At 66.0% G+C, this 21677-nt stretch carries 22 protein-coding genes and 1 pseudogene; 18 read left to right on the top strand and 5 right to left on the bottom strand.

The window, feature by feature from the left end; genetic code table 11:
* Nucleotide 1: 1 nt before the first annotated feature.
* The gene (locus tag FNM00_RS04525) at nt 2-985 is read left to right on the top strand and encodes a hypothetical protein (protein WP_143911871.1); all 984 of its coding nucleotides are present in this window, start codon (nt 2-4) and stop codon (nt 983-985) included.
* Nucleotides 986-1220: 235 nt separating this feature from the next.
* The gene (locus tag FNM00_RS04520; protein WP_143911869.1) at nt 1221-1973 is read left to right on the top strand and encodes a DUF5131 family protein; all 753 of its coding nucleotides are present in this window, start codon (nt 1221-1223) and stop codon (nt 1971-1973) included.
* Here FNM00_RS04520 and FNM00_RS04515 read toward each other — a convergent pair.
* Nucleotides 1970-3082, bottom strand: coding sequence for a three-Cys-motif partner protein TcmP (locus FNM00_RS04515; RefSeq protein WP_143911867.1), 1113 nt, complete (start codon nt 3080-3082; stop codon nt 1970-1972). The two genes, FNM00_RS04520 and FNM00_RS04515, sit on opposite strands and share 4 nt — an antisense overlap.
* 196 nt (nt 3083-3278) lie before the next feature.
* On the opposite strand from FNM00_RS04515, the gene FNM00_RS19520 reads away from it, so the two are divergent.
* Nucleotides 3279-3455 (top strand): GMC oxidoreductase, encoded by a 177-nt coding sequence (locus FNM00_RS19520; protein WP_143912094.1) that lies wholly within the window; start codon nt 3279-3281, stop codon nt 3453-3455.
* Nucleotides 3456-3528: 73 nt separating this feature from the next.
* On the opposite strand, the gene FNM00_RS04505 is transcribed toward FNM00_RS19520, so the two are convergent.
* Nucleotides 3529-4344, bottom strand: a complete 816-nt coding sequence (locus tag FNM00_RS04505; protein ID WP_143911865.1) for a hypothetical protein — start codon at nt 4342-4344, stop codon at nt 3529-3531.
* Nucleotides 4345-4599: 255 nt separating this feature from the next.
* Nucleotides 4600-5094: pseudogene (locus FNM00_RS19160) on the bottom strand (transposase); the annotation flags it as partial.
* Between the two features lie 118 nt (nt 5095-5212).
* On the opposite strand from FNM00_RS19160, the gene FNM00_RS04495 reads away from it, so the two are divergent.
* From FNM00_RS04495 to FNM00_RS04480, 6 genes are all read left to right on the top strand, one after another.
* A complete protein-coding gene (locus FNM00_RS04495; RefSeq protein ID WP_143911861.1) occupies nt 5213-7378 on the top strand; it encodes a heavy metal translocating P-type ATPase in 2166 nt (721 codons plus the stop codon).
* A gap of 80 nt (nt 7379-7458) precedes the next feature.
* Nucleotides 7459-7905 carry a DUF6153 family protein gene (locus FNM00_RS19515; protein WP_221933580.1) on the top strand — a complete coding sequence of 149 codons (447 nt, stop codon included), beginning with the start codon at nt 7459-7461 and terminating at the stop codon, nt 7903-7905.
* An 86-nt stretch (nt 7906-7991) separates the two neighbouring features.
* Nucleotides 7992-8588 carry a DUF305 domain-containing protein gene (locus FNM00_RS04490; protein WP_067434640.1) on the top strand — a complete coding sequence of 199 codons (597 nt, stop codon included), beginning with the start codon at nt 7992-7994 and terminating at the stop codon, nt 8586-8588.
* A 68-nt stretch (nt 8589-8656) separates the two neighbouring features.
* Complete coding sequence (locus FNM00_RS18780) at nt 8657-9508, top strand: F510_1955 family glycosylhydrolase (RefSeq protein ID WP_185972972.1); 852 nt, start codon at nt 8657-8659, stop codon at nt 9506-9508.
* A complete protein-coding gene (locus FNM00_RS19390; protein ID WP_281281079.1) occupies nt 9424-10353 on the top strand; it encodes a DUF3152 domain-containing protein in 930 nt (309 codons plus the stop codon). Before FNM00_RS18780 ends, FNM00_RS19390 begins: the two co-directional genes overlap by 85 nt.
* Before the next feature lie 27 nt (nt 10354-10380).
* Nucleotides 10381-11007, top strand: coding sequence for a CueP family metal-binding protein (locus FNM00_RS04480; protein WP_221933579.1), 627 nt, complete (start codon nt 10381-10383; stop codon nt 11005-11007).
* Nucleotides 11008-11311: 304 nt separating this feature from the next.
* Here FNM00_RS04480 and FNM00_RS04475 read toward each other — a convergent pair whose 3' ends face one another.
* Together FNM00_RS04475 and FNM00_RS04470 are read right to left on the bottom strand one after the other, a co-directional pair.
* A complete protein-coding gene (locus tag FNM00_RS04475; protein WP_143911858.1) occupies nt 11312-11944 on the bottom strand; it encodes a GAF and ANTAR domain-containing protein in 633 nt (210 codons plus the stop codon).
* A 72-nt stretch (nt 11945-12016) separates the two neighbouring features.
* Nucleotides 12017-12967, bottom strand: coding sequence for an NAD-dependent epimerase/dehydratase family protein (locus FNM00_RS04470; RefSeq protein ID WP_221933578.1), 951 nt, complete (start codon nt 12965-12967; stop codon nt 12017-12019).
* A gap of 155 nt (nt 12968-13122) precedes the next feature.
* Between FNM00_RS04470 and FNM00_RS04465 the strand changes: the two genes are divergently transcribed.
* The 9 genes from FNM00_RS04465 (at nt 13123) to FNM00_RS04425 (ending at nt 21676) form a co-directional block, all read left to right on the top strand.
* Nucleotides 13123-13965, top strand: coding sequence for an ABC transporter ATP-binding protein (locus FNM00_RS04465; protein WP_143911856.1), 843 nt, complete (start codon nt 13123-13125; stop codon nt 13963-13965).
* Complete coding sequence (locus tag FNM00_RS04460) at nt 13962-14801, top strand: ABC transporter permease (RefSeq protein ID WP_143911854.1); 840 nt, start codon at nt 13962-13964, stop codon at nt 14799-14801. Before FNM00_RS04465 ends, FNM00_RS04460 begins: the two co-directional genes overlap by 4 nt.
* Nucleotides 14802-14866: 65 nt before the next feature.
* Entirely contained in the window at nt 14867-15949 is a 1083-nt protein-coding gene (locus FNM00_RS04455) for an ABC transporter substrate-binding protein (protein WP_185972970.1), read from the top strand.
* Nucleotides 15946-16698 carry an enoyl-CoA hydratase/isomerase family protein gene (locus FNM00_RS04450; protein ID WP_185972969.1) on the top strand — a complete coding sequence of 251 codons (753 nt, stop codon included), beginning with the start codon at nt 15946-15948 and terminating at the stop codon, nt 16696-16698. Before FNM00_RS04455 ends, FNM00_RS04450 begins: the two co-directional genes overlap by 4 nt.
* The gene (locus tag FNM00_RS04445; RefSeq protein ID WP_185972968.1) at nt 16698-17474 is read left to right on the top strand and encodes an IclR family transcriptional regulator; all 777 of its coding nucleotides are present in this window, start codon (nt 16698-16700) and stop codon (nt 17472-17474) included. The genes FNM00_RS04450 and FNM00_RS04445 overlap by 1 nt, the downstream gene beginning before the upstream one ends.
* Entirely contained in the window at nt 17471-18421 is a 951-nt protein-coding gene (locus FNM00_RS04440) for a CoA transferase (protein WP_143911846.1), read from the top strand. Before FNM00_RS04445 ends, FNM00_RS04440 begins: the two co-directional genes overlap by 4 nt.
* The gene (locus FNM00_RS04435; protein ID WP_143911844.1) at nt 18418-19728 is read left to right on the top strand and encodes a CaiB/BaiF CoA transferase family protein; all 1311 of its coding nucleotides are present in this window, start codon (nt 18418-18420) and stop codon (nt 19726-19728) included. Before FNM00_RS04440 ends, FNM00_RS04435 begins: the two co-directional genes overlap by 4 nt.
* Nucleotides 19725-20465, top strand: coding sequence for an enoyl-CoA hydratase/isomerase family protein (locus tag FNM00_RS04430; protein WP_143911842.1), 741 nt, complete (start codon nt 19725-19727; stop codon nt 20463-20465). The genes FNM00_RS04435 and FNM00_RS04430 overlap by 4 nt, the downstream gene beginning before the upstream one ends.
* A complete protein-coding gene (locus FNM00_RS04425) occupies nt 20462-21676 on the top strand; it encodes a CaiB/BaiF CoA transferase family protein (protein ID WP_143911840.1) in 1215 nt (404 codons plus the stop codon). The genes FNM00_RS04430 and FNM00_RS04425 overlap by 4 nt, the downstream gene beginning before the upstream one ends.
* The last annotated feature ends 1 nt before the right edge of the window (nt 21677 follow it).

Raw genomic sequence — 21677 nt, 5'->3', positions numbered from 1 at the left:
AGTGGCCGAGAAGCCGACGGCCAAAGCTGAGGCGTGGCCGCTGTTCGACGCGGTCGTCGCGACGGCGCCATTTCGCGAGCTCAACCCGTGGGAGGGTGGACGGTTCATCCCTGATCTCGACACTCTTCGTGCCCTGCTCGGCGTTCCCCTTCACCTTGGTGCGCCCACCAGGTCGGGGGTTCCGGCGCTTGCCCTCGACGTATGGGTGGCATACGAACTGCGACGTGCGGGCTTCGACCCCGATGCTGTCTGGCCGCGCGCCGAGCCTCCCCGCGTTGTGGCGCGAGACGTGCTCGAATTCATTCGTGGCGTCACTCCGGCTGCTGCACGTGCCGATCTTCTGGCGCGCCTTCAGAAGGGAAGTGGACCCGGGAGAGTGGCGGGAGCATCAGCGAACATTCTGGGGAAGAACTATCTGAAGCAGGTTGATGTCATCCTCTCCGGATGGCAAACAGGCCCCGAACTGCTGATCTCGACCAAGCGGATGGACTCCTCGTTTGGGAAGAACGCCGCCAACCGTGTGGAGGAGTCGTACGGCGACGCGAAGAATCTTGCGCTTCGCCATCCGATGGCTGCCATGGGTTTTCTTTACTCCATGCGTTCGACCGCCTACACGGAGGAACGTCGGCAGTTCGACTGGATCGTGGATCTCTTGGCGAAGCTCGGACGGGAAGAGGATGCCTACGACGCCTGCTGTCTTGTGGTGCCCGAATGGGACGGTGCCGGACCTGCCGACGGCGGCGGTGACGTGGAGCCGCCAGCTCCGATCGAATCGGACGCGGTCGAGGTAGACGACACTGAGGCCGAACCTCCGGTCGATGATATCGATGCGATCATCGGGACGCTGCCGATAGTCGCACTGCGCCAGGATCTTGTTCCGGACGAACTCGGCCCTGCGCGCTTCTTTACCAGACTGGTCAACCAGGTGATCGACTCAACACCGGTGACGATGCATGAGCGGGCTCGTTTCCTCCGGAACGCTTAAATCTGTCGTGGGAAACGTGCCGTGATGAGCTCGGCTGCGGTTTGCCGAGCGACTGCTTGAGGATGGCGAGCAGGTCGTCCCCGTTGTCGTGATGCCCAGACTCGGAAGGTGTCGTGCGCCTCGCGAAACTAGCGAAGCGCTCGCGAGGGCCAGGCGACCTGTTGACTCCGATACCCTAGGGCAGGGTAAGCTGGCAACTCGAACACATGTTCGAATAATTGAGGTGAGGGCTGATATGTCCACCAACTCCACGATCGAATGGACCGAGGTCACCTGGAACCCGGTCACCGGCTGCGACCGCATCGCGGCCGGCTGCGACAACTGCTACGCCCTCGCACTAGCGAAGCGCCTCCAGGCGATGGGGTCGGAAAAATATCAGAACGACGGCGATCCGCGCACGTCCGGTCCGGGTTTCGGGGTGACGATCCACCCGCGCGCGCTCACGCAGCCGCTGAAGTGGCGCGCGCCGAAGACCGTATTCGTAAACTCGATGTCAGACCTCTTTCACGCGAAGGTCCCAGTCTCGTTTATCCAGGACGTCTTCGACGTCATGGAGCAGACACCGCAACATACCTATCAGGCCCTCACTAAGCGTGCACACCGGATGAACCGAATCGCCGACAAGCTGCGCTGGCCCGACAACCTCTGGATGGGTGTCTCTGTCGAGTCGGAGGACGTCGTCGACCGCATCGGCCACCTTCGCGAGACGCCGGCTGCGACCCGCTTTCTCTCTTGCGAGCCGCTGCTCTCCCCACTGCCTCAGCTCGCGCTCGACGACATCGATTGGGTTATTGTCGGCGGCGAGTCGGGCAAGAACGCTCGACCGATGGAAGCCGAGTGGGCCCGCGAGATCCGCGACCAGTGCCTCGACGCAGAGATCGCGTTTTTCTTCAAGCAATGGGGTGGGATCCGTCCGAAGAGCAATGGTCGTGAGCTCGACGGCCGCACCTGGGATCAGTATCCGACTCGCCTAGCCGCAGTCGGCTAGGGAAACACGACCGACGTGCCGGCCGGAAACTGGCCGACAGTCTTCTGGTTAGCACCGCCGATGACTCCAGCGCGGTTCATCGGCGCGAGGGTCTTCGTCTTCACTTGGCCGCTGTAGTACGGGGTTTCAGCGATGACGGTGTCGATCACGACTTGGATCGGAACAGTCTGGCCCGCGAAGCGCTCGAGGAGCCACTCCTTCAGCGGTTCGGTCGAGCCGCCGGCCTCGAAGAGGACGAGCACGTCGGCGAGCCGGTCCTCGAAGCGGTACGACCCTGATGGGTCGAGCTTCCACATCTGCGCCTTCATCTTGTCGAACGCCTGGAGGTCGCGAGTACAGAAGAAGAGGTAGTAGCCAACGTGGCCGGTGCCGCGGACCATCGCGAAGCTCCGTACGTAGGTGAACCGACCAACGTCGCGGAGCTGCTGCTCGTACAAGTCGCGCAAGTACTCGTGGCGGGCCGGGCCCGACGCCGGCGCCTCGGTGAATGCGTGGGTCCCGAATAGAGCCTCGAAATGCTCGTCTACGTTACCGGCCGTGGCGAATCGGTTCACACTGTTGAAGTCAAAGTAGATCAGCATCTCGCACGCTCTGTAAGCGAGCAGTTTCTGCATCAATTCGAGCGGCACGTCCTTGTAGCCGAACGGGTCGACGAAAAAGAACGTCGGCGCGAGCACTTCGGTTTCTTTCATCGAGCCGAGGATGTCTTGGCCGAGGTCGTGAAAGTTTCGATTCTCGAAGCGGAGGTTGACGTTGGGTGGGAACTCTCCGAGCTCGTAGCGAAGCCGTTCGACCATGGCTTTCAGTGCGTCGAGCCGCTGAGGGTCGTGCTCGTTGAAAAGGAAGTTGAACTGGGTGCCAGCGAACTTGTCGACAGCGCTGTGCTCAAGGAGCGCCCTCAGCGCGACGATGGGCGAACCCTCCTCGCCGGCCGCATAGACCCCAGGGCCAGCAAACCCGTCAACAAAGTTCACCTTGTCGTGGTTCGATGACTGACCAAAGATCGCGAACCACGCGCCCAAGTAGTTACGAAGCAGGTCGTGCTTCGCCGCGGTGTGCGGCGAGATGGGCCAGATGGTATCCATGCTGTCGGTCTTCTTCGAGCCCATCGCCGCAGCCTAGCGATCTCGTGCCTCGTCCACGGCATAACCGGCACACATAGGGCGTGTCGCCAGCAACCTGTTCCTATGTGATCTAGCGAGACTACGACGCCGACTGGCGTCCTGATCTCGGTGCCGGGCAATCGAGATTTGTCGAGTGCCTGCGGCAACCTGGGTGGTTTGACGCGGCTCCGTATGCGACCCGATTGCCACTTGCTTAGTCGACGTCGGGAGGCGCAACCCGGGCCTCCGGGTCGTAGACGCCTCGGTTTTTCCTGCACAACCCTCCGGCAACAACAGTGCCCCGACACAGGCTGCGGCATGGATCGCCGCAGACATGATCCTGGAAGACGCGAAGAGCATGTCCACCGCAGGCGCATAGTGGTGTAACCCGGGCCGAGCATGTCGGTGACCTTAAAGATCACGGGTTGGGGTGACACCCGGCCTGCCGACGGTCAGTTGCGGTCGAACGCCCTCAGCCCGTCAGCCGTTACGAGGAAGACCCTGGGGGTCATGGTGACGAGCACCCACAGGTGCGTCACGGTGCCGGGCAGTGTCGGCGCGGTCGGCGGCGTCACCGTGCCGCGCATCAGTCCGTAGATCACGTCGAAGGGCAGCGCGGTGTCGTCGGCAAGGATGAACAAGTGCTGCTCATCGAGGCCTGACCGCCCGAGCTTCTTGACCCGCTTCTGCACGTGGCCCTGGGCGACCACGTCGTCGATCGCCCCCGCGAACTTGCTCAGTGACTCGTTGACCCCACCGCCGCGACCGCCGGGTGTCAGGAACAGCGGGCGCTCACGGTTCTTCTCGGCGTCCCACTTGGGCAGGTCGGGCGACCCGTGCATGGCGGCGGTCGAGCCGATCAGCCAGGCGACGTCGGGGTTCATGAAGCGGTGGTCGTAGGCGTAGCTTGGCCACTCGATTCCGTTGGCCTCGCAGTACTCGATGATCCGGCCACACCGCTCGATGAGGTCCGGCAGGTCGCGTGGGTGGTCGATCGTCGCGCTCCAGGTCCACTCGCCGGGGTTGGGGAGCGTTTGGGTGGCGTCGAGCAACGAATAGAGCTGACGCATGCCCTCGGCCGCTGCGGACGTGACCTCCATCGCGGCGTCACCCCCGTCCGGGTAGTGCAGGAGGAAGTCGACGGCTCCCTGCCGTCCGCTGTGGTCGTTGGGCTCGGCGGTCACCCCGCCACCGAGCAGGCGCGCGACGACGTCGAAGGCCACCTGCTCGGGCTTGTCAAGCTCGGGTGTCTCGGGTGTCTCGGTCATGCCCTCGATGTTCACACGTGGCGCCGACAGCAGCCCAAGCGGTTTCGGTCAGAGCCGGACGAAGGTGTGCCCGTCGAGCGCGTAGAGCCCGATCTCGCCGGCAGGCCAGTAGTCGATGCCGTAGCCGAGTTCGGCGACGTCGACCTCGAAGAGCAGGCCGAGCCCCCTCAAGCATGTCAGGTACCTACCTTGAGCGCCACCGGGCTGTCGGAAGATGTCAAGCAGTCTGAGACACGTCTCGTTACGCGTCTGTATGAGGGCCTCCAGTGATGGCTGGTTGATCCAGGCCGCCTCGGGCAGCTTGGGCGCGAGGGGGCGGCGGTTGCCGAACCGTTCGGGGTGAGTGGTGTGCGCGGCGTCGAGCGTTGCCTGGCGTTGGGTGCGGATCTCGGTCGCGGTGCCGTGGTGGACCGATGCTGGGGTGTGTAGCCCGATCCCGGAGTGGCGGTGCTCGTGGTGGTAGTAGTTGAAGAACGCCTCGCAGAACGCCCTGGCATCTGCCAGGGACCCGAAGCTCTCGGGGGACGCCGGCGCGTACTTCAGGGTCTTGAATGCTGCTTCGCTGAACGGGTTGTCGTTGCTGACCCGTGGCCGGGAGTGGGATCTGTCGACGCCGAGATCGAGGAGCAGTTGCGCCACGGGCTTCGATGTCATCGAGGTGCCCCGGTCGGCGTGGACCGCCTCTGGGATGCCGTGCACGCCCATCGCTTCCTCGAGCATCGTCTTGGCGATCTCGGAGTCCTCGACCGCACGACCACACCCTCATCTGTGAAGAGCCCCTTTCTGTCGCCGTCTGGATCTTTTCGGTGATCCCGTTCGCAGTGGCGCTTGGTGGAAGATATACCCATGGGGGGTATATCTTCATGGTATGAGTATGCATCGCGACCATCAGCACGAACACCGTAGGGATGAGGCGGGCCATCATGCTGGCCACCAGGGAGCCAGCGCAGACCTTCGGGACGCCCCTGGGGATCACGAGCATGGCTCCTCTGCGCACGAGGGCCACGGTGAGCACCACGAACACGGCGGCCACTCCGGGCACGGCGACCACGTGGGCCAGTTCCGACGACTGTTCTGGATCATGCTGGTCCTAGCGGTCCCCGTGGTGGCATTCAACGCGATGTTCGCCCATCTGGTCGGTTATCACCTACCAGATGGTGAATGGGTCCAGTGGGTCTCGCCGATCCTGGGCACATTGCTCTACGTCTGGGGCGGCTGGCCGTTCCTGACGGGCGCGGTCTCGGAGATTAGGTCGCGCAAGCCCGGAATGATGTTGCTCATCGGGTTGGCAATCACAGTCGCGTTCGTGTCCTCATGGGGCTCCACGCTGGATGTGTTGGACGACCAACTGGACTTCTGGTGGGAGCTGGCCCTGCTGGTCGTGATCATGCTCCTTGGGCACTGGATCGAGATGCGCTCACTGGCCCAGACCACCTCCGCGTTGGACTCCCTGGCCGCGCTGTTGCCCGATGAGGCCGAGAAGGTCGACGGCGACGCCGTCGTGAAGGTTGCTCCCTCGGACCTGGCAGTGGGCGACGTGGTCATCGTTCGCCCCGGGGCAGCGGTCCCTGCCGACGGCAAAATCGTGGACGGCAGCGCGAGCATGGACGAGTCCATGGTCACCGGCGAGTCCAAGACCGTACGCCGAGAGGTGGGAGAGTCGGTGGTCGCTGGAACGGTCGCCACCGACTCCGGCTTGCGGGTGGAAGTCACCGCCATCGGCGATGACACCGCGTTGGCTGGCATCCAGAAGCTTGTCGCGGATGCGCAGGCTTCCTCCTCGCGTGCGCAACGGATCGCCGACACCGCAGCCGGCTGGCTGTTCTGGTTCGCGCTGGGCTCCGCGGTCATCACCGCCATCGTGTGGGCACTCGTCGGGCTGCCCGATGACGGCGTCGTACGCACGATCACCGTGCTGGTGATCGCGTGCCCGCATGCACTGGGCCTGGCGATCCCACTCGTGGTGTCGATCGCGACCGAACGCGCGGCTCGCGGTGGCGTGCTGATCAAGGATCGCCTGGCGTTGGAATCCATGCGCACGGTGGACGCCGTGCTCTTCGACAAGACCGGAACATTGACCAAGGGCGAGCCGACCGTCACCGGCATCGAGCCAATCGATGGGTACTCCGAAGACGCGGTCCTGTCACTTGCTGCCGCAGCCGAGAGCGACAGCGAGCACCCGCTCGCAAGAGCGGTGACCGGCGCTGCGAAGCACCGGAGCCTCGACGTTCCGGCGTACGCGGAATTCTCGTCCTCACCGGCAGTTGGCGTCCGCGCGAGGGTCGATGGCTCCGTGATTGAGGTCGGAGGACCGTATCTGCTGGAGCACCACGGCCTGTCGGAGTTGCCGATCGCCGACAAGTGGCGCACTGAGGGCGCCATCATCTTGCACGTCGTCGCCGACGGTGAGGTGATCGGCGCCCTGCGCCTGGCCGATGAAATCCGCCCCGAGTCACACGACGCAGTGGACGCGCTCCATGCAGTGGGCGCTCAGGTCGTGATGATCACCGGTGATGCCCAGGCGGTCGCTGAAACAGTCGCTGCTGAACTCGGCATCGACCGGGTGTTCGCCGGTGTGCGGCCCGAAGACAAGGCAGCCAAGGTTGCCGAACTCCAGCGTGAAGGCCGGAAGGTGGCCATGGTCGGCGACGGCGTCAACGACGCTCCAGCTCTGGCGCAGGCCGATGTTGGTATCGCTATCGGCGCAGGCACAGATGTGGCGATCGGCTCGGCCGGGGTGATCCTGGCCAGTTCGGATCCGCGATCGGTGCTGTCGATCTTCGAACTGTCGAATGCGGCATACCGCAAAATGAAACAGAACCTCTGGTGGGCAGCTGGATACAACCTCATCAGCGTCCCCCTCGCCGCAGGTGTCCTGGCACCGGTCGGGTTCGTGTTGCCGATGAGCGTCGGAGCGATCTTGATGTCCGCCTCCACCGTCGTCGTGGCCCTGAACGCGCAACTCCTACGCAGATTGGACCTGACGCCTGAACAGAGCGCGGCGAGGACACTGAACCGCACGGCGTCCAACTGAACGCCCACCCCCGTCCATCTGACCCACATCCAGTGAAGTCACCTACTGTCCCCAAAGGCAGGCCAACTAGACTGCTGGCGATGACCCGAAACGCTCGCTGGAGCGCCCCGCACCGACCTGCAGCACGCCTGCTGGTCCTTGTGGGCGTGTTCTTGGGACTGTTCGCCATGCATGGCCTCGGCGGCCACGGCACCGCGGGACACGCGGTGAGTGACGCAGGCGCAACGCAGATGACGCTCATGGCTCACGCAGGAGACGTGAGCCACGCGAGCGAGACCGCTCCAGAGCAGGCCACGCTGAGTAGTGCCGCCCAGCCGGATGACGACGGCGACGGGGCCATGACGATGGTGGGCCTGTGCCTGGCTGTCCTGCTCGTGGGGCTCTTGCTGCTGCGGCTCCTGCGCGGGCCACCCCGCGGATTGGTCTTCCTTCGAGGACGTGCTCCAAGGTCGGCCCCGATCCCGCAATCCGCCGCGCGCGATCCAGATCCTCCTTGCATCTACAAACTGTCGGTCCTACGGAACTGATGGGCGCCCGACTCGACTGTGCCCCAGGTGCGGTCGAGTCCTTGGCATGCCCATCACGTTTCGCAACAGACCAACAAGGAGCATCAATGATCAAGAAGCTTGCAGCATTATTTACAGTCGTATTCGCCCTGGCTCTGCTCACCGCATGTGGCAGTGACGACGAACCCACACCCGAGACTCGCACTGCTTCTGACGGAAGCAAGTTCAACGACGCTGACGTCACGTTCGCCACCGACATGATGCAGCACCACGCCCAGGCACTGTCGATGGTTGACATGACTCAGGGCCGCGAGCTGGATCCTGAGGTCGCCGAGCTCGTCGAGGGCATCCGTGCGGCACAGGCCCCCGAGATTGAGCAGATGGTCGACTGGCTTACCCAGTGGGACAAGCCCATTCCCGAGACTTCGCGCGACCACGCGAACGCGCACGGCGACATGGAAATGGACGCTGACATGCCCGGAATGATGTCGGCCGACGACATGGCCAAGCTCGAGGCTGCCAGCGGCGCTGACTTCCAGCGGATGTGGCTGGAAATGATGATCGAACACCACGAAGGTGCCATCGAGATGGCCAAAACAGAACAAGAACAAGGCGTCTTTGGGCCCGCGGTCGAACTCGCAGAGTCGATCGCGACATCGCAAGACACCGAGATCACGACCATGAAGGACCTGCTCGGGTCCTGATCGCCCCTTGGGGTCGACCACCTATGTGGTCGGCCCAACCCTTCATGCCTTGATCGACAGGAACAATCATGCTTGCCCGCAATCTGCTCGCCAGTTTCGCGATCGGCGCGCTCATCCTGACCACCGGTTGCGCCGCTGAGGAGGAACCCGCCGCGCCCGCCACATCGGAGGTCCAGTCGCTGGGTCACGTCCACGGCCTCGGAGTCAACCCAGGTGACCAGATGCTCTATGCCGCGACCCACTTCGGAGTCATCCGCATTGGTGATGACGGTTCCCTGGCCAGGATCGCCGATCGATGGCAGGACACCATGGCGTTCACCATCATCGGACCCGACCACTTCCTGGGGAGCGGCCACCCCGACATGAGGGAAGACCTTCCACCTCATCTCGGAATGATCGAATCGACTGACGCAGCCAGCACGTGGTCGAGCGTTTCGTTGAAGGGCGAGGCTGACTTCCACGCCCTCGACGTGGTGGGAGACCGTATCTATGCCTTCGACTCGGTGACTGGCAGGCTGCTGACTGCGACAGATCGCAGGAACTGGTCGGTCGTGGCCGAGGAACCGGTCATTGATCTCGTCATCAACCCCTCAAACACACAAGAGGTCCTCACTTCATCGCCTGAAGGGAAACTGCAACTGCGTGGAGTCGACTCGACCTCGATCACTCTCGACTCTGCACCTCCGCTGGTCTTCCTGGGATGGCCCACGTCCGATCAGCTTGCCGGACTCGCCGCAGACGGATCGGTCTACTCCAGCACCGACCAAGGGGAGACCTGGGATCGTGTTGGCCGAGTTCCGGGGGATCCGGAGGCATTCGACGTAACGGGGCAGCAGTGGCACGCCGCCACGGATCAGGGGATCTACCGATCCGAGGACGTCGGACGCACCTGGGTGCCCTTGATCCAGGTCATCTCGTGAACCGACAGCCAGGAGCACGCCGCGCACGCGGCGCGCGAGCCGATCTCGGCCGGCGCCGAGCGAACAGGCCACGCGCTGTTGGCAGGCGTCGAGCAGACAGTGCGCGGCCACACCACCGAACGACCCGAATCCTGCTCGGCCTCGCAGTTGCAACTGGCGTCATCGCGCTCACCGGCGTGCTCACGTTCTGGAACTCGTCGCAACCAGCACCCGCCAACACGACGAAATCGTCATTGGCCGACACGCCGCCATCGCCGGCGACGTCGCCTTCGCGGCTCTCGCCCATTGCGCCACCGGTCACGCTGACACCTCAAGTGCCGCAAGCAGGGACAGGAGAGTTCATGCTCGCCCCAAGCGCAGGGGCCAGCACTGGACCTGCACCATTGCGTTACTCCGTAGCCGTGGAAGAAGGGCTCGACGTTGACCCGGCCGAGTTCGCCAAAGTCGTCGACCAGACGCTTGCGGACGACAGGGGATGGCGAAGCGTCGGCGACCACGAGTTCGAACGCGTTGCCAGCGGCGAAGAGATACGCATACTGCTCGCCACACCTGACACCGTCGATCAACTGTGCGCGCCCCTCGACACAAAGGGAGAAGTCTCGTGCCGAAACGAGGACCGGGTCGTGATCAACGCCAAGCGGTGGTTCTTCGGCGCAGAGCCGTTCCAGCGGCCCCTTCGTGAATATCGCCAGTACGTCATCAACCATGAGACAGGACACGCGCTCGGATACCCCCACCAGTCCTGCCCGCAACCCGGGACGCCCGCCCCCGTCATGCTGCAGCAGACCCTCAGGATGGAGGGTTGCTCCCCGAACCCCTGGCCCGCAGATGGCCCGCCCCACTAGCCAGCTCCCCATCAAAGGAACACGTACGTGAGAAGAAGCATCAGAAACATCGTCAGCACCTTCGGCCTTGTAGCCGCGTTGGGCCTGACCGCCTGCTCGACTACCGACGACAACTCTGACACCACCGCAACCGGCGCGGCCGGGTCCGCAACAGGGGCAACAGCCGCAGACGCAGATCAATTGCTCAGCGCGCATGGAATGAGCGGGATGGATGACGTAGTCGAAATCATCGACCACCTCGACCGGCTTGGTGGATCAGAGCGGCCACAAGACCTGATCGCATCTGTGCGCCCTGATCAACTGGTGCTGTCGTCCGGTGGCGACGAGGTCACCATCGCAACTCCAAGCGACGCCTTCTACCTCTCGGTCGCGCCATACGTCCATCAAACCCACGAGTGCTACAACCACTCGCTGACCACCTGCACGGGAGAGCTCGCCTCCACTGAGGTCGAGGTGCAGATCGTCGACGAAACCAACGACGAGGTCCTGGTAGAGAAGACAGTCACGACGTTCGAAAATGGGTTCGTTGGCTTCTGGCTGCCCCGCGACATCAAAGGCACCATAAAGATCACCTATGACGGCAGGAGTGGCGAAGCGGACATCGCGACAGGCACAGACGATCCCACCTGCCTCACCACAGTGAGATTGGCCTGACCCAAACTTGGGCCGACCCGCTGCGCTGTCGGCGGTCCCATCGTCCGATGCCTTGCTCACGAATCGATCACCCTCCTCTTACCCTCCGGATTCAGCCAGCCTGAGTACGAACTGATCGGGTATAGTCGGAGGTGTTCGAGACAGCAGACACCGCATCAATACAAGCGATTCGGCTGTTTCCCGCAACGTTCGGTAGCAGCCGGAATCGCTCTGTGTGATTCCAGAGGTCGCAGGTTCAAATCCTGCCCCCGCTACCAATCGAAGCCGGGATTCCAGTAAGACTGGGATCCCGGCTTCTTTGTCATCAGTCGAAGAGATCCGGGCGGATGCCTTTCTCGGCGATGTCGGCGGCGACGAGGTGCAGTTTGATGTTGCGGTCCTGGGAGATGCGGACGAGCGCGGCGAAGGCCTGGTCGGCGGAGATGTCGAATCGTTGCATGAGCATGCCTTCGGCGCGGCCGATGATGGTGCGGTTGACCAGGGCGGAGTTCAGATCCTGGTGGTTCTGCTCCGCGGCCATCGCGACGGCGACGTGTGACGCCAGTGCGAGGGCGGAGACGCGCTGGTCGGCCTGGAACGCCTCGGGGCTGTCGGAGAACAGATTCAGACATCCCAGGGACGTCGGGCCGACGAACAGCTGGAGCCCGAGAACACTGCGGATGCCGAGTTCGGCGCGGGCGCGCCGCGCCCATGAGGGCCAGCGTTGCTCATGGCTCAGGTCGGGCGAGTAGACGGTCTCTTGTTCGTGGATGCTCTGCAGGCAGGGACCTTCGTGGTGCTCGTACTGCAGTTCATCGGCGCGTCGGACGACATCGTCGGTCTGGGCGATGGTCTCGATCTTGGTCGGTCCAGCCCCTGGCCTTACCGAGTCCTCGTGCAGGTCGATCAGGCGATGATGGGGCACGAGTAGACCGGTGGCGTCGAGAAGATCGCTCATCGGCTGCCGGTCGGGCTCAGCGAATGACGTCGAGTACGGGATCGCGCGGGCAGCCGCATCTCCTCCGGGCGGCTACCGGGCGCGCTCGGCCCACGCGCGTGCGGTCTCGGCCAGCAAGGGCTCCCACGGGCTCGGCGTGACCCCGAACAGCTCCGCGGTCTCCGATCCGTCTGCGATGAACGGCGCGTCGAACTGATACAGGATGCCGTCGACCTCGCACAGCATCGGGATCCCCAGACCTCCGGCTCGAAGAAGCCAGCGAGGTATCTGCCGCATACGGGGTGCATCCGCCCCGATCTGCTCGGCCAGGCTTCGCAGCACCTCTCGCACAGTCGAGGGTGGGTTCGAGGGCACGATCCACGCCGAGCCCCAGGCGCGCTCGTCCCGTCCCAAGGCCGCGAGCGTATCGGCGACATCATCGACCGCGGTCCAGGAGTGAGGCTGGTCCGGATCGGCGAACACCGTAGCGGTCCGCCCGCTCAGCGTCGCGTCAGCGTAGCGCGGCAGCAGCCCATTGCCGGTCGGCAATGTGGGGCCGATGTAGTCCGAGGCCCGCGCCTCGGTGGCGCGGACGCGGCCCGCCTCGTGCATGGCCAGTGCTTCGGTCCACATGTGCGCGCGTAGCACTCCCTTGTGGTCCGACGGGCGCAGCGGTGTCTGTCTGACCATCGGTGCGTCCGGGGGTCCGTATCCGTAGAGATTGCTCGCCGTCACCAGCACCGCACCGGTGCGCTCGGCAGCGTGCAGGATCGCCGTCGCCAGCGGTGGCCACCGCTTCTCCCAGAGCGGGTAGGCGCCGGGATTCGCACAGTTGTAGAGCACCGCCGCGCCCTTCGCACAGTCGCTGAGAGCCGACTCCTCCGAGGCGTCCACGGCGACCGACTCCACACCGGGCAGGCCAAGATCATGGCCCGAACGAGTGAGGACACGTACACGGTGGCCGTCGCGGGCCAGCCTGCCGGCCAGGCTCGCACCCACCGGGCCGGCTCCGACGATCACGTGCACGTCACTCGGCATCGTCATGTGGCGATCTTCTCAGGGACCGGGGGTCGCTCCCCATCGGTCGCCAGGTCTCACGAGGCGACCCGTTGACAGTCCGTGTGACGTGTGCCACGGTAAAGTGGTCAAAGGATGCACAGCCTGTTTGCATATTGAACACAATCCGAAGGGGCAGCAGGATGACACACCTCACCGATGTCGGGAGTGCGACGCTCGGCAGCGTCGGAGAACCCGCCTCCGGCAGCGACGGTTCGATCTACATCGACCAGCTGGCCAAGACCTACGAACGTCCCAAGCAGGACTCCGTGCAGGCGCTCCTGCCCGTCGATCTGTCGATCACGTCGGGGGAGTTCGTCAGCCTCGTCGGCCCCAGCGGCTGCGGGAAGACGACCCTGCTGATGATGATCGGCGGGCTGCTGGACGCCACACAGGGCGAAGTCTCGGTCGCCGGAGAGCCGGCTCGCGCGGCGCACCCGGCGGTGAGCATCGCCTTCCAGAAGTCGACCCTGCTGCGTTGGCGCACCGTGATGGACAACGTGCTCCTGCCGGCGCAGATCGCGGGGACGCTCAATGCGCAGACCAAGCAGTATGCGCGCGACCTGCTCGAGATGATCGGCCTCAGCCAGTTCGAGAACCGCTACCCGCACGAGCTCTCCGGCGGTATGCAGCAGCGCGCCGCGATCGTCCGCTCGCTCATCATGAAGCCCTCGGTGCTGCTGATGGACGAGCCCTTCGCCGCCCTCGACGAGTTCACCCGCGAGATGCTCAACGACGAGCTGCTGCGCATCTGGCAGGAGAAGTCCACGACCATCGTCTTCGTCACCCACCACATCCCCGAGGCGGTCTACCTGGCCGATCGGGTCGCCGTGATGGCCGCCCGTCCCGGACGGCTGCTCGAGATGGTCGACGTGGACCTGCCCCGGCCCCGGAACGAGGACATGCGACAGTCGCCGCGGTTCAACGAGCTGGTCGGCAGGATCCGCGCGGTGCTGCAGCCCGAGGTGAACGGAGCCGCCGAATGAGCACCTCCACCGCGACCCCCCGCAGCGCTCCGCCCGCCCCGCGGACCGGCACCGCCCCGCGGCGCCGGGGATGGCAGGTCTCGACGCGCATCCAGGCCGCCGTCCTGGCCGCAGTCTTCCTGATCGCCGCCGTGGCCGCCTGGCAGCTGGCCGTCACCCTCGAGGTCACCTCGAGTCTCATCCTCCCCGCCCCACTCGACGTGGCCGACAGCCTGCGCGCCGGGCTCACGCCCGGAGCAGGCTCCTGGTGGGGCGATATCGGCGTCACCCTGCAGACCACCACCATCGGCTTCTTCATCGGCATCGCCGTCGCCTTCGTGCTGGGCACCCTGCTCGCCTATGTGGAAGTGCTGCGCATGGCGATCTACCCGTATGTGATCTTCTTCCAGACCTTCCCCAAAGTCGCCATCGCACCGCTCCTGGTCTCCTGGCTCGGCTACGGCCTGACGCCGAAGGCGGTCATCGGTGCCCTGCTGGCCTTCTTCCCGATGTTCACCAACACGCTGGCCGGCATGTCCGAGATCGACAAGGACGAGCTGCGCCTGATGCGGTCGCTGGGCGCGAGCCGCATGCAGGAGATGCGATTGCTCCGCCTGCCCAACACGATGCCCTACATCTTTGCCGCCATGGACGTCGCGCTCGTGATGTCGCTGCTCGGCGTGATCGTCGGCGAGTTCGTCGGCGCCGACGCGGGCCTCGGCTTCCGGATCCAGGACCGGACCGCCTTCGGTGACACCGCGAGTGTCTACGCCGTGCTGCTGATCCTCGGCGTCCTCGGCACCACCCTGCATCTGTTGATGGTCGGTGTGAAGAAGGCGGTGCTGTTCCGTGAATGACCTGTCACGACCCTCGACCCCATCCCTGCGCAGGTGCTGCCAGGACGTCCCTAGGAGGACCGGAGATGTCTGAACGAACCAAGATTCTCGCCGCTGCTGCGGTCGCCGCCAGCGCTATCGCGCTCGCCGCCTGCGGGGGAGGGTCGGGCACCGAGAGCGGATCGGTCCGCTTCGGCGTCGGTGACCCGCAACTGCAGGTGGGCACAGCGCCTTATACGTCGGTGCCTCAGGAGATGGGCTACTTCGAGGACCACGGGATCGACGTCAAGATCCAGGGGACCGAAGGGGCGGTCGCCAGCGTTCAAGGACTGTTGACGGGCAATTTCGACATCGTCAACGGCGGATCGACGGCCTTCTACCAGGCCGCGGCCTCCGACGACCGGATCAAGGTCATCAGCCTCGGCGCCGACAATGTCTGGCGCACCGTGGTGCCGGAGGACTCCGATATCCAGACCGTCGACGATCTCGTGGGCAAGACCGTGGGCAGCCAGAGCAAGTCCTCGGCCTCCTATCTGTTCGGCCGGGCCGCTTTGTCCTCCTCGGGTATCGACCCCGAGAACGAGGTCAAGTGGCTCGAGGTCGGTATCGGCGCGCAGGCGGCGCAAGCGCTCCAGGCGGGGCAGATCGACGCCTACGCCACCTACGACGGCCCCTTGGGAGTCGTCGAGCAGCTCTACGGTGAGCCGCTCCGTTCCCTGGCCTCACCGTTGGACGATCTGAGCGGCACGCTCGGCATCGCCACGACGACGGAGTTCCTCGAGGAGCATCCTGAGGAGGTCGCCGCCTTCCTCCGTGCCTTCAACGAGGGCAAGGTCTTCGCCGATGCCAACCCCGAGGCGGCCATCCGCATGCACTGGAAGGCCTACCCGTCGCAGGCGCCGAAGGGAGATGAGGAACAGGCGGTCCAGGACACCCTGCCGATCGTCGAGACCCGCTGGGCCGCCGACGCCGCACCGGGGTCCGACGACCTCGTGGGCTACCTGGACGAGCAGGCCTTGGAGGACTCGATCGCCTTCTTCGTCGAGCACGGGCTCATCGACCAGGCAGTCCCGGTCGAGCAGATCGACGGGATGGAGGCCGCCAAGGAGGCCGCCGAGGACCTCGACATCGATGCGATCGTCGAACAGGCGCAGGGATGGACGCCATGACCACGCTCGAAGACGCGGCACCGGTGAAGGTGCGGATGACCGGCGAGGGATCGGCGGTGCATCTGGAACTCGATTCCCCGGCGACCAGGAACGCGCTCTCGCCCGAGACCGTCCGAGCTCTCCGTCGGGCCGTGGAGAGCGCCGTCGCCGAGGAGCGAGCCGCGCTGGTGATGACCTCCACCGGTCCGGCCTTCGCCGCGGGGATGGACCTGCGGCAGATCGACCACGCCGATGACGAGACACTGCGCAGGCAGTTCCGTGAGATCCAGGGTCTGCTCACCGATCTCTACCAGGCACCCCTGGTGACGGTCGCGGTCCTGGACGGTGACGCGGTGGGAGCGGGGGCCGATCTGGCGCTGGCCTGCGACCACCGGATCGGCAGTCCGCGTACCACATTCCGTTTCCCGGGCCCGCAGTTCGGCCTCCTGCTGGGGACGCGCCGACTCGCCCAGGAGACGTCTCCGGCGATCGCTCAGGGTCTCGCGCTGACCGGAGCGAAGCTGTCCGCGCGACGCGCCCTCGACGTCGGTCTCCTCACTCAGCTCGTCGAGTCCGACCAGCTGGAGTCGACCGCAGGGGCCGTCGTCGGTGCCGCCGGTAGCTCGGTCGTGGGCATCGCCGGGCTGACCCGGGCCGTCCGCCGGGACCGGCCCGCCCAGAGCGACCTGGAGTTGCTGGAGGAGTCGATGACCCCGGGACTCGCGCAGCGGATGACGGCATTTCGAGATCGAACAGGAAGGCGGCGATGATGGTGGAGACGAACGGAACGGGAGAGACGGTCGAGGGCCCCTACGCGCAGACGCTGGGGCGCGGCATCGAGGTGCTGGAGCTCCTCGCCGCGCGACCGCGCAGCGCTCGCGCGGTCGGTGACGCGCTCGGACTGAACCGATCGACGGCCTATCGACTGGTCCAGACGCTGCTCGCACATGGTCTGATCCAACGGGACGGCCTCGACGACAAGGTCTATCGGCTCACGCCCCGCCTCTGGGAGCTCGGAGTCGGCACCTTGGCTCCCTCGGAGATCCGGATGGCGGCCGGCCGCGAGGTACGCGCTCTCGCCGACAAGTACGGCGAGAGCGTCCACCTGGCCATCTACCATGATCGCGAGGCGGTCTACATCGACAAGGCTGACGGCTGGCAGCCGATCGGCTCGTACACGAGACTCGGCGGACGGGCCCCCGCGTACTGCGTGGCCACCGGCAAGGCACTACTGGCGTACCAGACATCCGATGAGGTCCAGAACGTCATCGAGGCGGGGCTCGAACCGCACACGCCGACCACCGTGTCGCAGGGTGAGCGACTCATGGAGGCCCTCACCGAGATCCGTTCGCAGGGCTTCGCGGTCAACCGCGGCGAATGGCGGTCAGATGTCTCGGGTATGGCCGTTCCGCTCTTTGATGCCAACATGCTCCCGGTGGCCGCCCTCGGCTTCTCCGGTCCCACCGAACGCACGCTGGCGCGACAGGACGAGCTGCTCCCGGCCCTGCAGGAGGCGGCGCTACGGATCGCGGGGCACCCGTCGTGAACCAGCTGCTGACACACCTCGCCGTCCTCGAAACGGGGCAGTCTCCCGCGATCCGCTACTGCGGCCGGCTCCTGTCGCTCGCGGGGGCGAGGGTCGACTACGCACCGGCCGCGCGAGGGGAGGAGCTCGCGGACGCCGTGGAGGACTATCTCGACCACGGCAAGCGGCCGAGCGGCGCGCCCTCGCGCGACTACGACATCGTCATCGGCGACCCCGACTCCCCCTGGGAGGACATCGCACCGCAGGTCGTCACCGGGACCGTCGACCCGTTCACGCACACCGGCTCCCGCGCCGACTGGAGTCCCTCGGAGATGGTGCTGGCGTCGGTCGGTGGCAGCACGAACTACACGAGGACCTCCGACGGAACACCGGTCTACGGCTTCGGCCGCCGCTTCCAGTACCTGGCCGGCACCTACCTGTATACGGCGATCGTCTCGATGCTGGGGGTCGAGCCCCCCGCGGCGCCGACGCATCCGCGGGTCCGCGTCGCCAACGACGAGGTGGTCACGGCCCTCCTGCCCTACGGCACCACGCAGTACGCATACAACGGGACCGCCACGACGGTCGAGCAGTCCGGACCCCGGTTCGTCGCCGCGTGCGTGGACGGCTACCTGTGCGTCTACGCGGGGGGCTCCTGGGCGGACCAGGCGAAGCTGCTGGGCGACCTCGTCGATCCCGATGACCCGCGCTTCACCGCCATCGGGTCGCGCTTCGCCCACGCCGACGAGCTCGGCCGGCTCATCCAGACGTGGACCGAGAACCGCACCGTCAGCGAGGCCGTGCGGGCAGCGGACGCCGCCTCGGTGGCGGTCGCTCCCTGTTACGAGCTCGCCGACGCCCTGGCCGACGCCAGCCTCTTCGACAACGAGGTGCTGACCCGTCAGGTCGTCGACGGCCGCGAGGTCGCCCTGGCCGGCCTCGCCTATCACGTGAGGGAGACACCATGACCGATGCACAGCGTTCGCTGCCGCTCAGCGGCATCCGGGTGCTTGACCTGACCCACGTGTGGTCCGGTCCGAGCGCCACCCGCCTCCTCGCCGGACTCGGCGCCGAGGTGATCAAGATCGAAGGCGCGCATCGCCGCGACTTCCTGCGGGGAACGGGCACCGCCGACGCCCGCAGCCGCTATCCCGACCAGGACTACGGTCCTGATCCGTGGAACCGCAATGCCTGGTTCAACACCGTCAACACCGACAAGCGCGATATCGTGCTCGATCTCAAAGACCCCGAGGGACTGGAACTGGCGTTGCTGCTGGCCGAGCGATCCCACCTCGTCATGGCCAACTTCCGCCCCGGCGTGCTCGACCGGATGGGCCTGGGATACGCAGCCCTCTGCGAGCGGCGTCCCGACATCAGCCTCATCGAGATGACCGGATACGGGCGCAGCGGTCCCATGGCCGGGCTCCAGGCGTACGGCGCCCAGTTCGATGCCATGAGCGGTTCGGCCTTCCTCACCGGAGACGGGAAGGAGCCGCTGCTCACCGGCTTCGCCCTGAGCGACCCCATCGCCGGTCTGGCCGCGGCCACCGCCGCGACCTCGGCGATCGCGCACTGGCGGCGAACCGGACGGGGCAGCTGCATCGAGGTCATCCAGCGCGATGCGATGATCCCGCTGCACGGCGAGTACCTCCTCGCCGCCTCACGCGGTGAGGAGGTGGCCGAGGAGCTCAACGCCGATGCCCGGATCCCCGTGCAGGGCATGTTCGTCGCCCAGGACGGGCGTTGGCTGGCGCTGTCGGTCCACGACCAGGAGGCGTGGGAGCGCCTGTGTGCGCTGCTCGATGACCAAGCCGGTGACGCGCTCGGTGCCTACCGGACCGTCGAGCAGGCGAGGGACTCCTCCTCACGGGTCCTCGACATCATCGCGACCTGGGTGTTGCGCCAGGAGGCGGACGTCGCAGAGCTGGCCCATCGGATGCAGGAGAACGGTGTGGCCGCGGCGCCCGTGAACACGGCGGCCGAGGTCTACGAGGATCCCGATCTGCATCGCGGCTTCCTCGTCGAGCTCGATCACCCCCGTGTGGGCCGCCACCACTATCCGGGGCTTCCCCTGACGATCGACGGCCGACGATGCGCTCCCCGCGCGGCAGCCCCCGTCCTGGACGCCGATACCGACGATGTCCTGCGCGAACGGCTCGGCATGTCCGAGGCCGAGGTGCGCCGATGTCGCGAACGCGGCGTCATCGGCGTACCGGAGGACCTCGCCGTGGCCACGAGACCTGCAAGCACTCAAGTGATGGAGAGAACACGATGAGCAACACCGTCAGCTACACGTCCGACGAGGGCGTCGCGATCATCACCCTCAACCGCCCCGAGAAGCTCAACGCCCTCAACACGGCCCTGGTCGCCGATCTCGAACAGGCGCTGATCCGATTCCGGGACTCCTCGGACCGGGCGGCCGTGCTCACGGGGGCAGGTGAGCGCGCCTTCTCGGCGGGCGCGGATCTCGACGACAATCCCATGGATCTCTTCCGCGCCGTGCCCCATGTCGGCTTCGAGCTCGACAAGCCGCTCGTCGCCGCGGTGCACGGACATGTGATCGGCGGTGGCTATGTCCTCGCCCAGCATTGCGACCTGATCGTCGCCGCCGACACGACCCGGTTCCTGTATCCGGAGGCGATGATCGGCTTCACCGGTGGCATCTCGGCCGGCCTGGCGGCCCGGGTCCCGCTCAAGCACGCGATGGAGTTCCTGCTGCTGGGCGAGCCGATGTCCGGCGAGCGTGCCTATGAGATCGGCATGGTCAACCGCTGCGTGCCCTATGGCGAGCATCTCGAGCTGGCCACGGCGTGGGCACGCCGCCTCGCCGACAGCGCTCCGCTCGTCGTGCAGCGCTTGCGGCAGGACTGCGAGGACTCCGTCCTGCGTTCGCCCTCCGAGCGCGCCGCGCGTACGCGCTACAACCTGTCCACTGTCAACGACAGCAAGGACTACGCCGAGGCCCTCGCGGCGCGGGCGGAGAAGCGCCAGCCGAACTGGGTGGGCGCGTGACCTCCCCGAACGCGAGGGAGTCGCCCCCGGACTCCTCGCGAGATGACGGCGGCGGGCCCTTGGAGGGCCTCACCGTGCTGGACCTGTCGCGCGTGCTCACCGGCCCCTACGCGGCGATGCTGCTGGGGGATCTCGGGGCCCGGGTCATCAAGGTCGAACGGCCCGGGATCGGGGACGAGACGCGTGGTTGGGGGCCCCCCTTCGTCGGCACCGGGGAGGGGCGCACCAGCACCTACTTCCTGTCCGTCAACCGCAACAAGGAGTCGATCGGGCTCGATCTGCGCGATGCCGATGACCGTGAGGTCTTACAGGGCCTGGTCCGCAAGGCGGACATCCTGGTGGAGAACTTCCGTCCCGGTGTGCTCGACCGGCTCGGCCTGGGGCATCGGATCTTCCAGGACGCGAATCCCCGGCTGATCGTCGTCTCGATCAGTGGCTTCGGGCATGACGGTCCCTCGGCGCAGCGCGCCGGATACGACCAGATCATCCAGGGCGAGGCCGGCCTGATGAGCATGACCGGCCCCGATGCGGGGCAACCCACTAAGGTCGGCGTGCCGATCGCGGATCTGTCCGCCGGCATGTTCGGCGTCATCGGTGCGCTCGCGGCGCTCGACGAGCGGCATCGCACCGGGCGCGGCCGGGTCGTCCATACATCCTTGCTCGGCAGCCTGATCGGTATGCACACCTTCCAGGGCACCCGGTGGCTGCTCGGCAAGGACCTCCCGGAGGCCTCCGGGAACAGCCATCCGACGGTGTCCCCGTACGGCGCCTACCGCTGCTCCGACGGGGAGCTGGTGCAGATCGCCGTCGGCAATCAGAGCCTATGGAACCGCTTCGCGCCCGCGGTCGGGATCGACGCCGATGACCCGCGGTTCGCGACCAATGAGGCGCGGCGCGAGCACGAAGGCGAACTCGATGCCCTCGTCGAGGCGGCATTCGGCACCCGCCCCGCCCAGGAGTGGACCGACGAGCTGGAGGGCGTCGGCGTCCCCACCGGCGTGATCCGCACGCTCGAGGACGTCTATGCCGACCCTCAGGTCATCTCACAGGGGCTCGTCGCCGATCTGGACGACCCCCGGCTGGGCCCCCTGAAGGTGCCCGGCAGTCCGATCCGCTGGGACGACGAGGCACCAGGACAACGACACCGTCCCGCGCCGCTGCTCGACGAGCACGGAGAGCAATTGCGCCGCTGGGCGACCCACGATCACTGAG

The organism is Aeromicrobium piscarium (assembly GCF_007421815.1).
Lineage (GTDB): Bacteria > Actinomycetota > Actinomycetes > Propionibacteriales > Nocardioidaceae > Aeromicrobium > Aeromicrobium piscarium.
The sequence above is the reverse complement of the archived record's forward strand: the minus strand, read 5'-3'. Positions and strand labels throughout refer to the sequence as shown.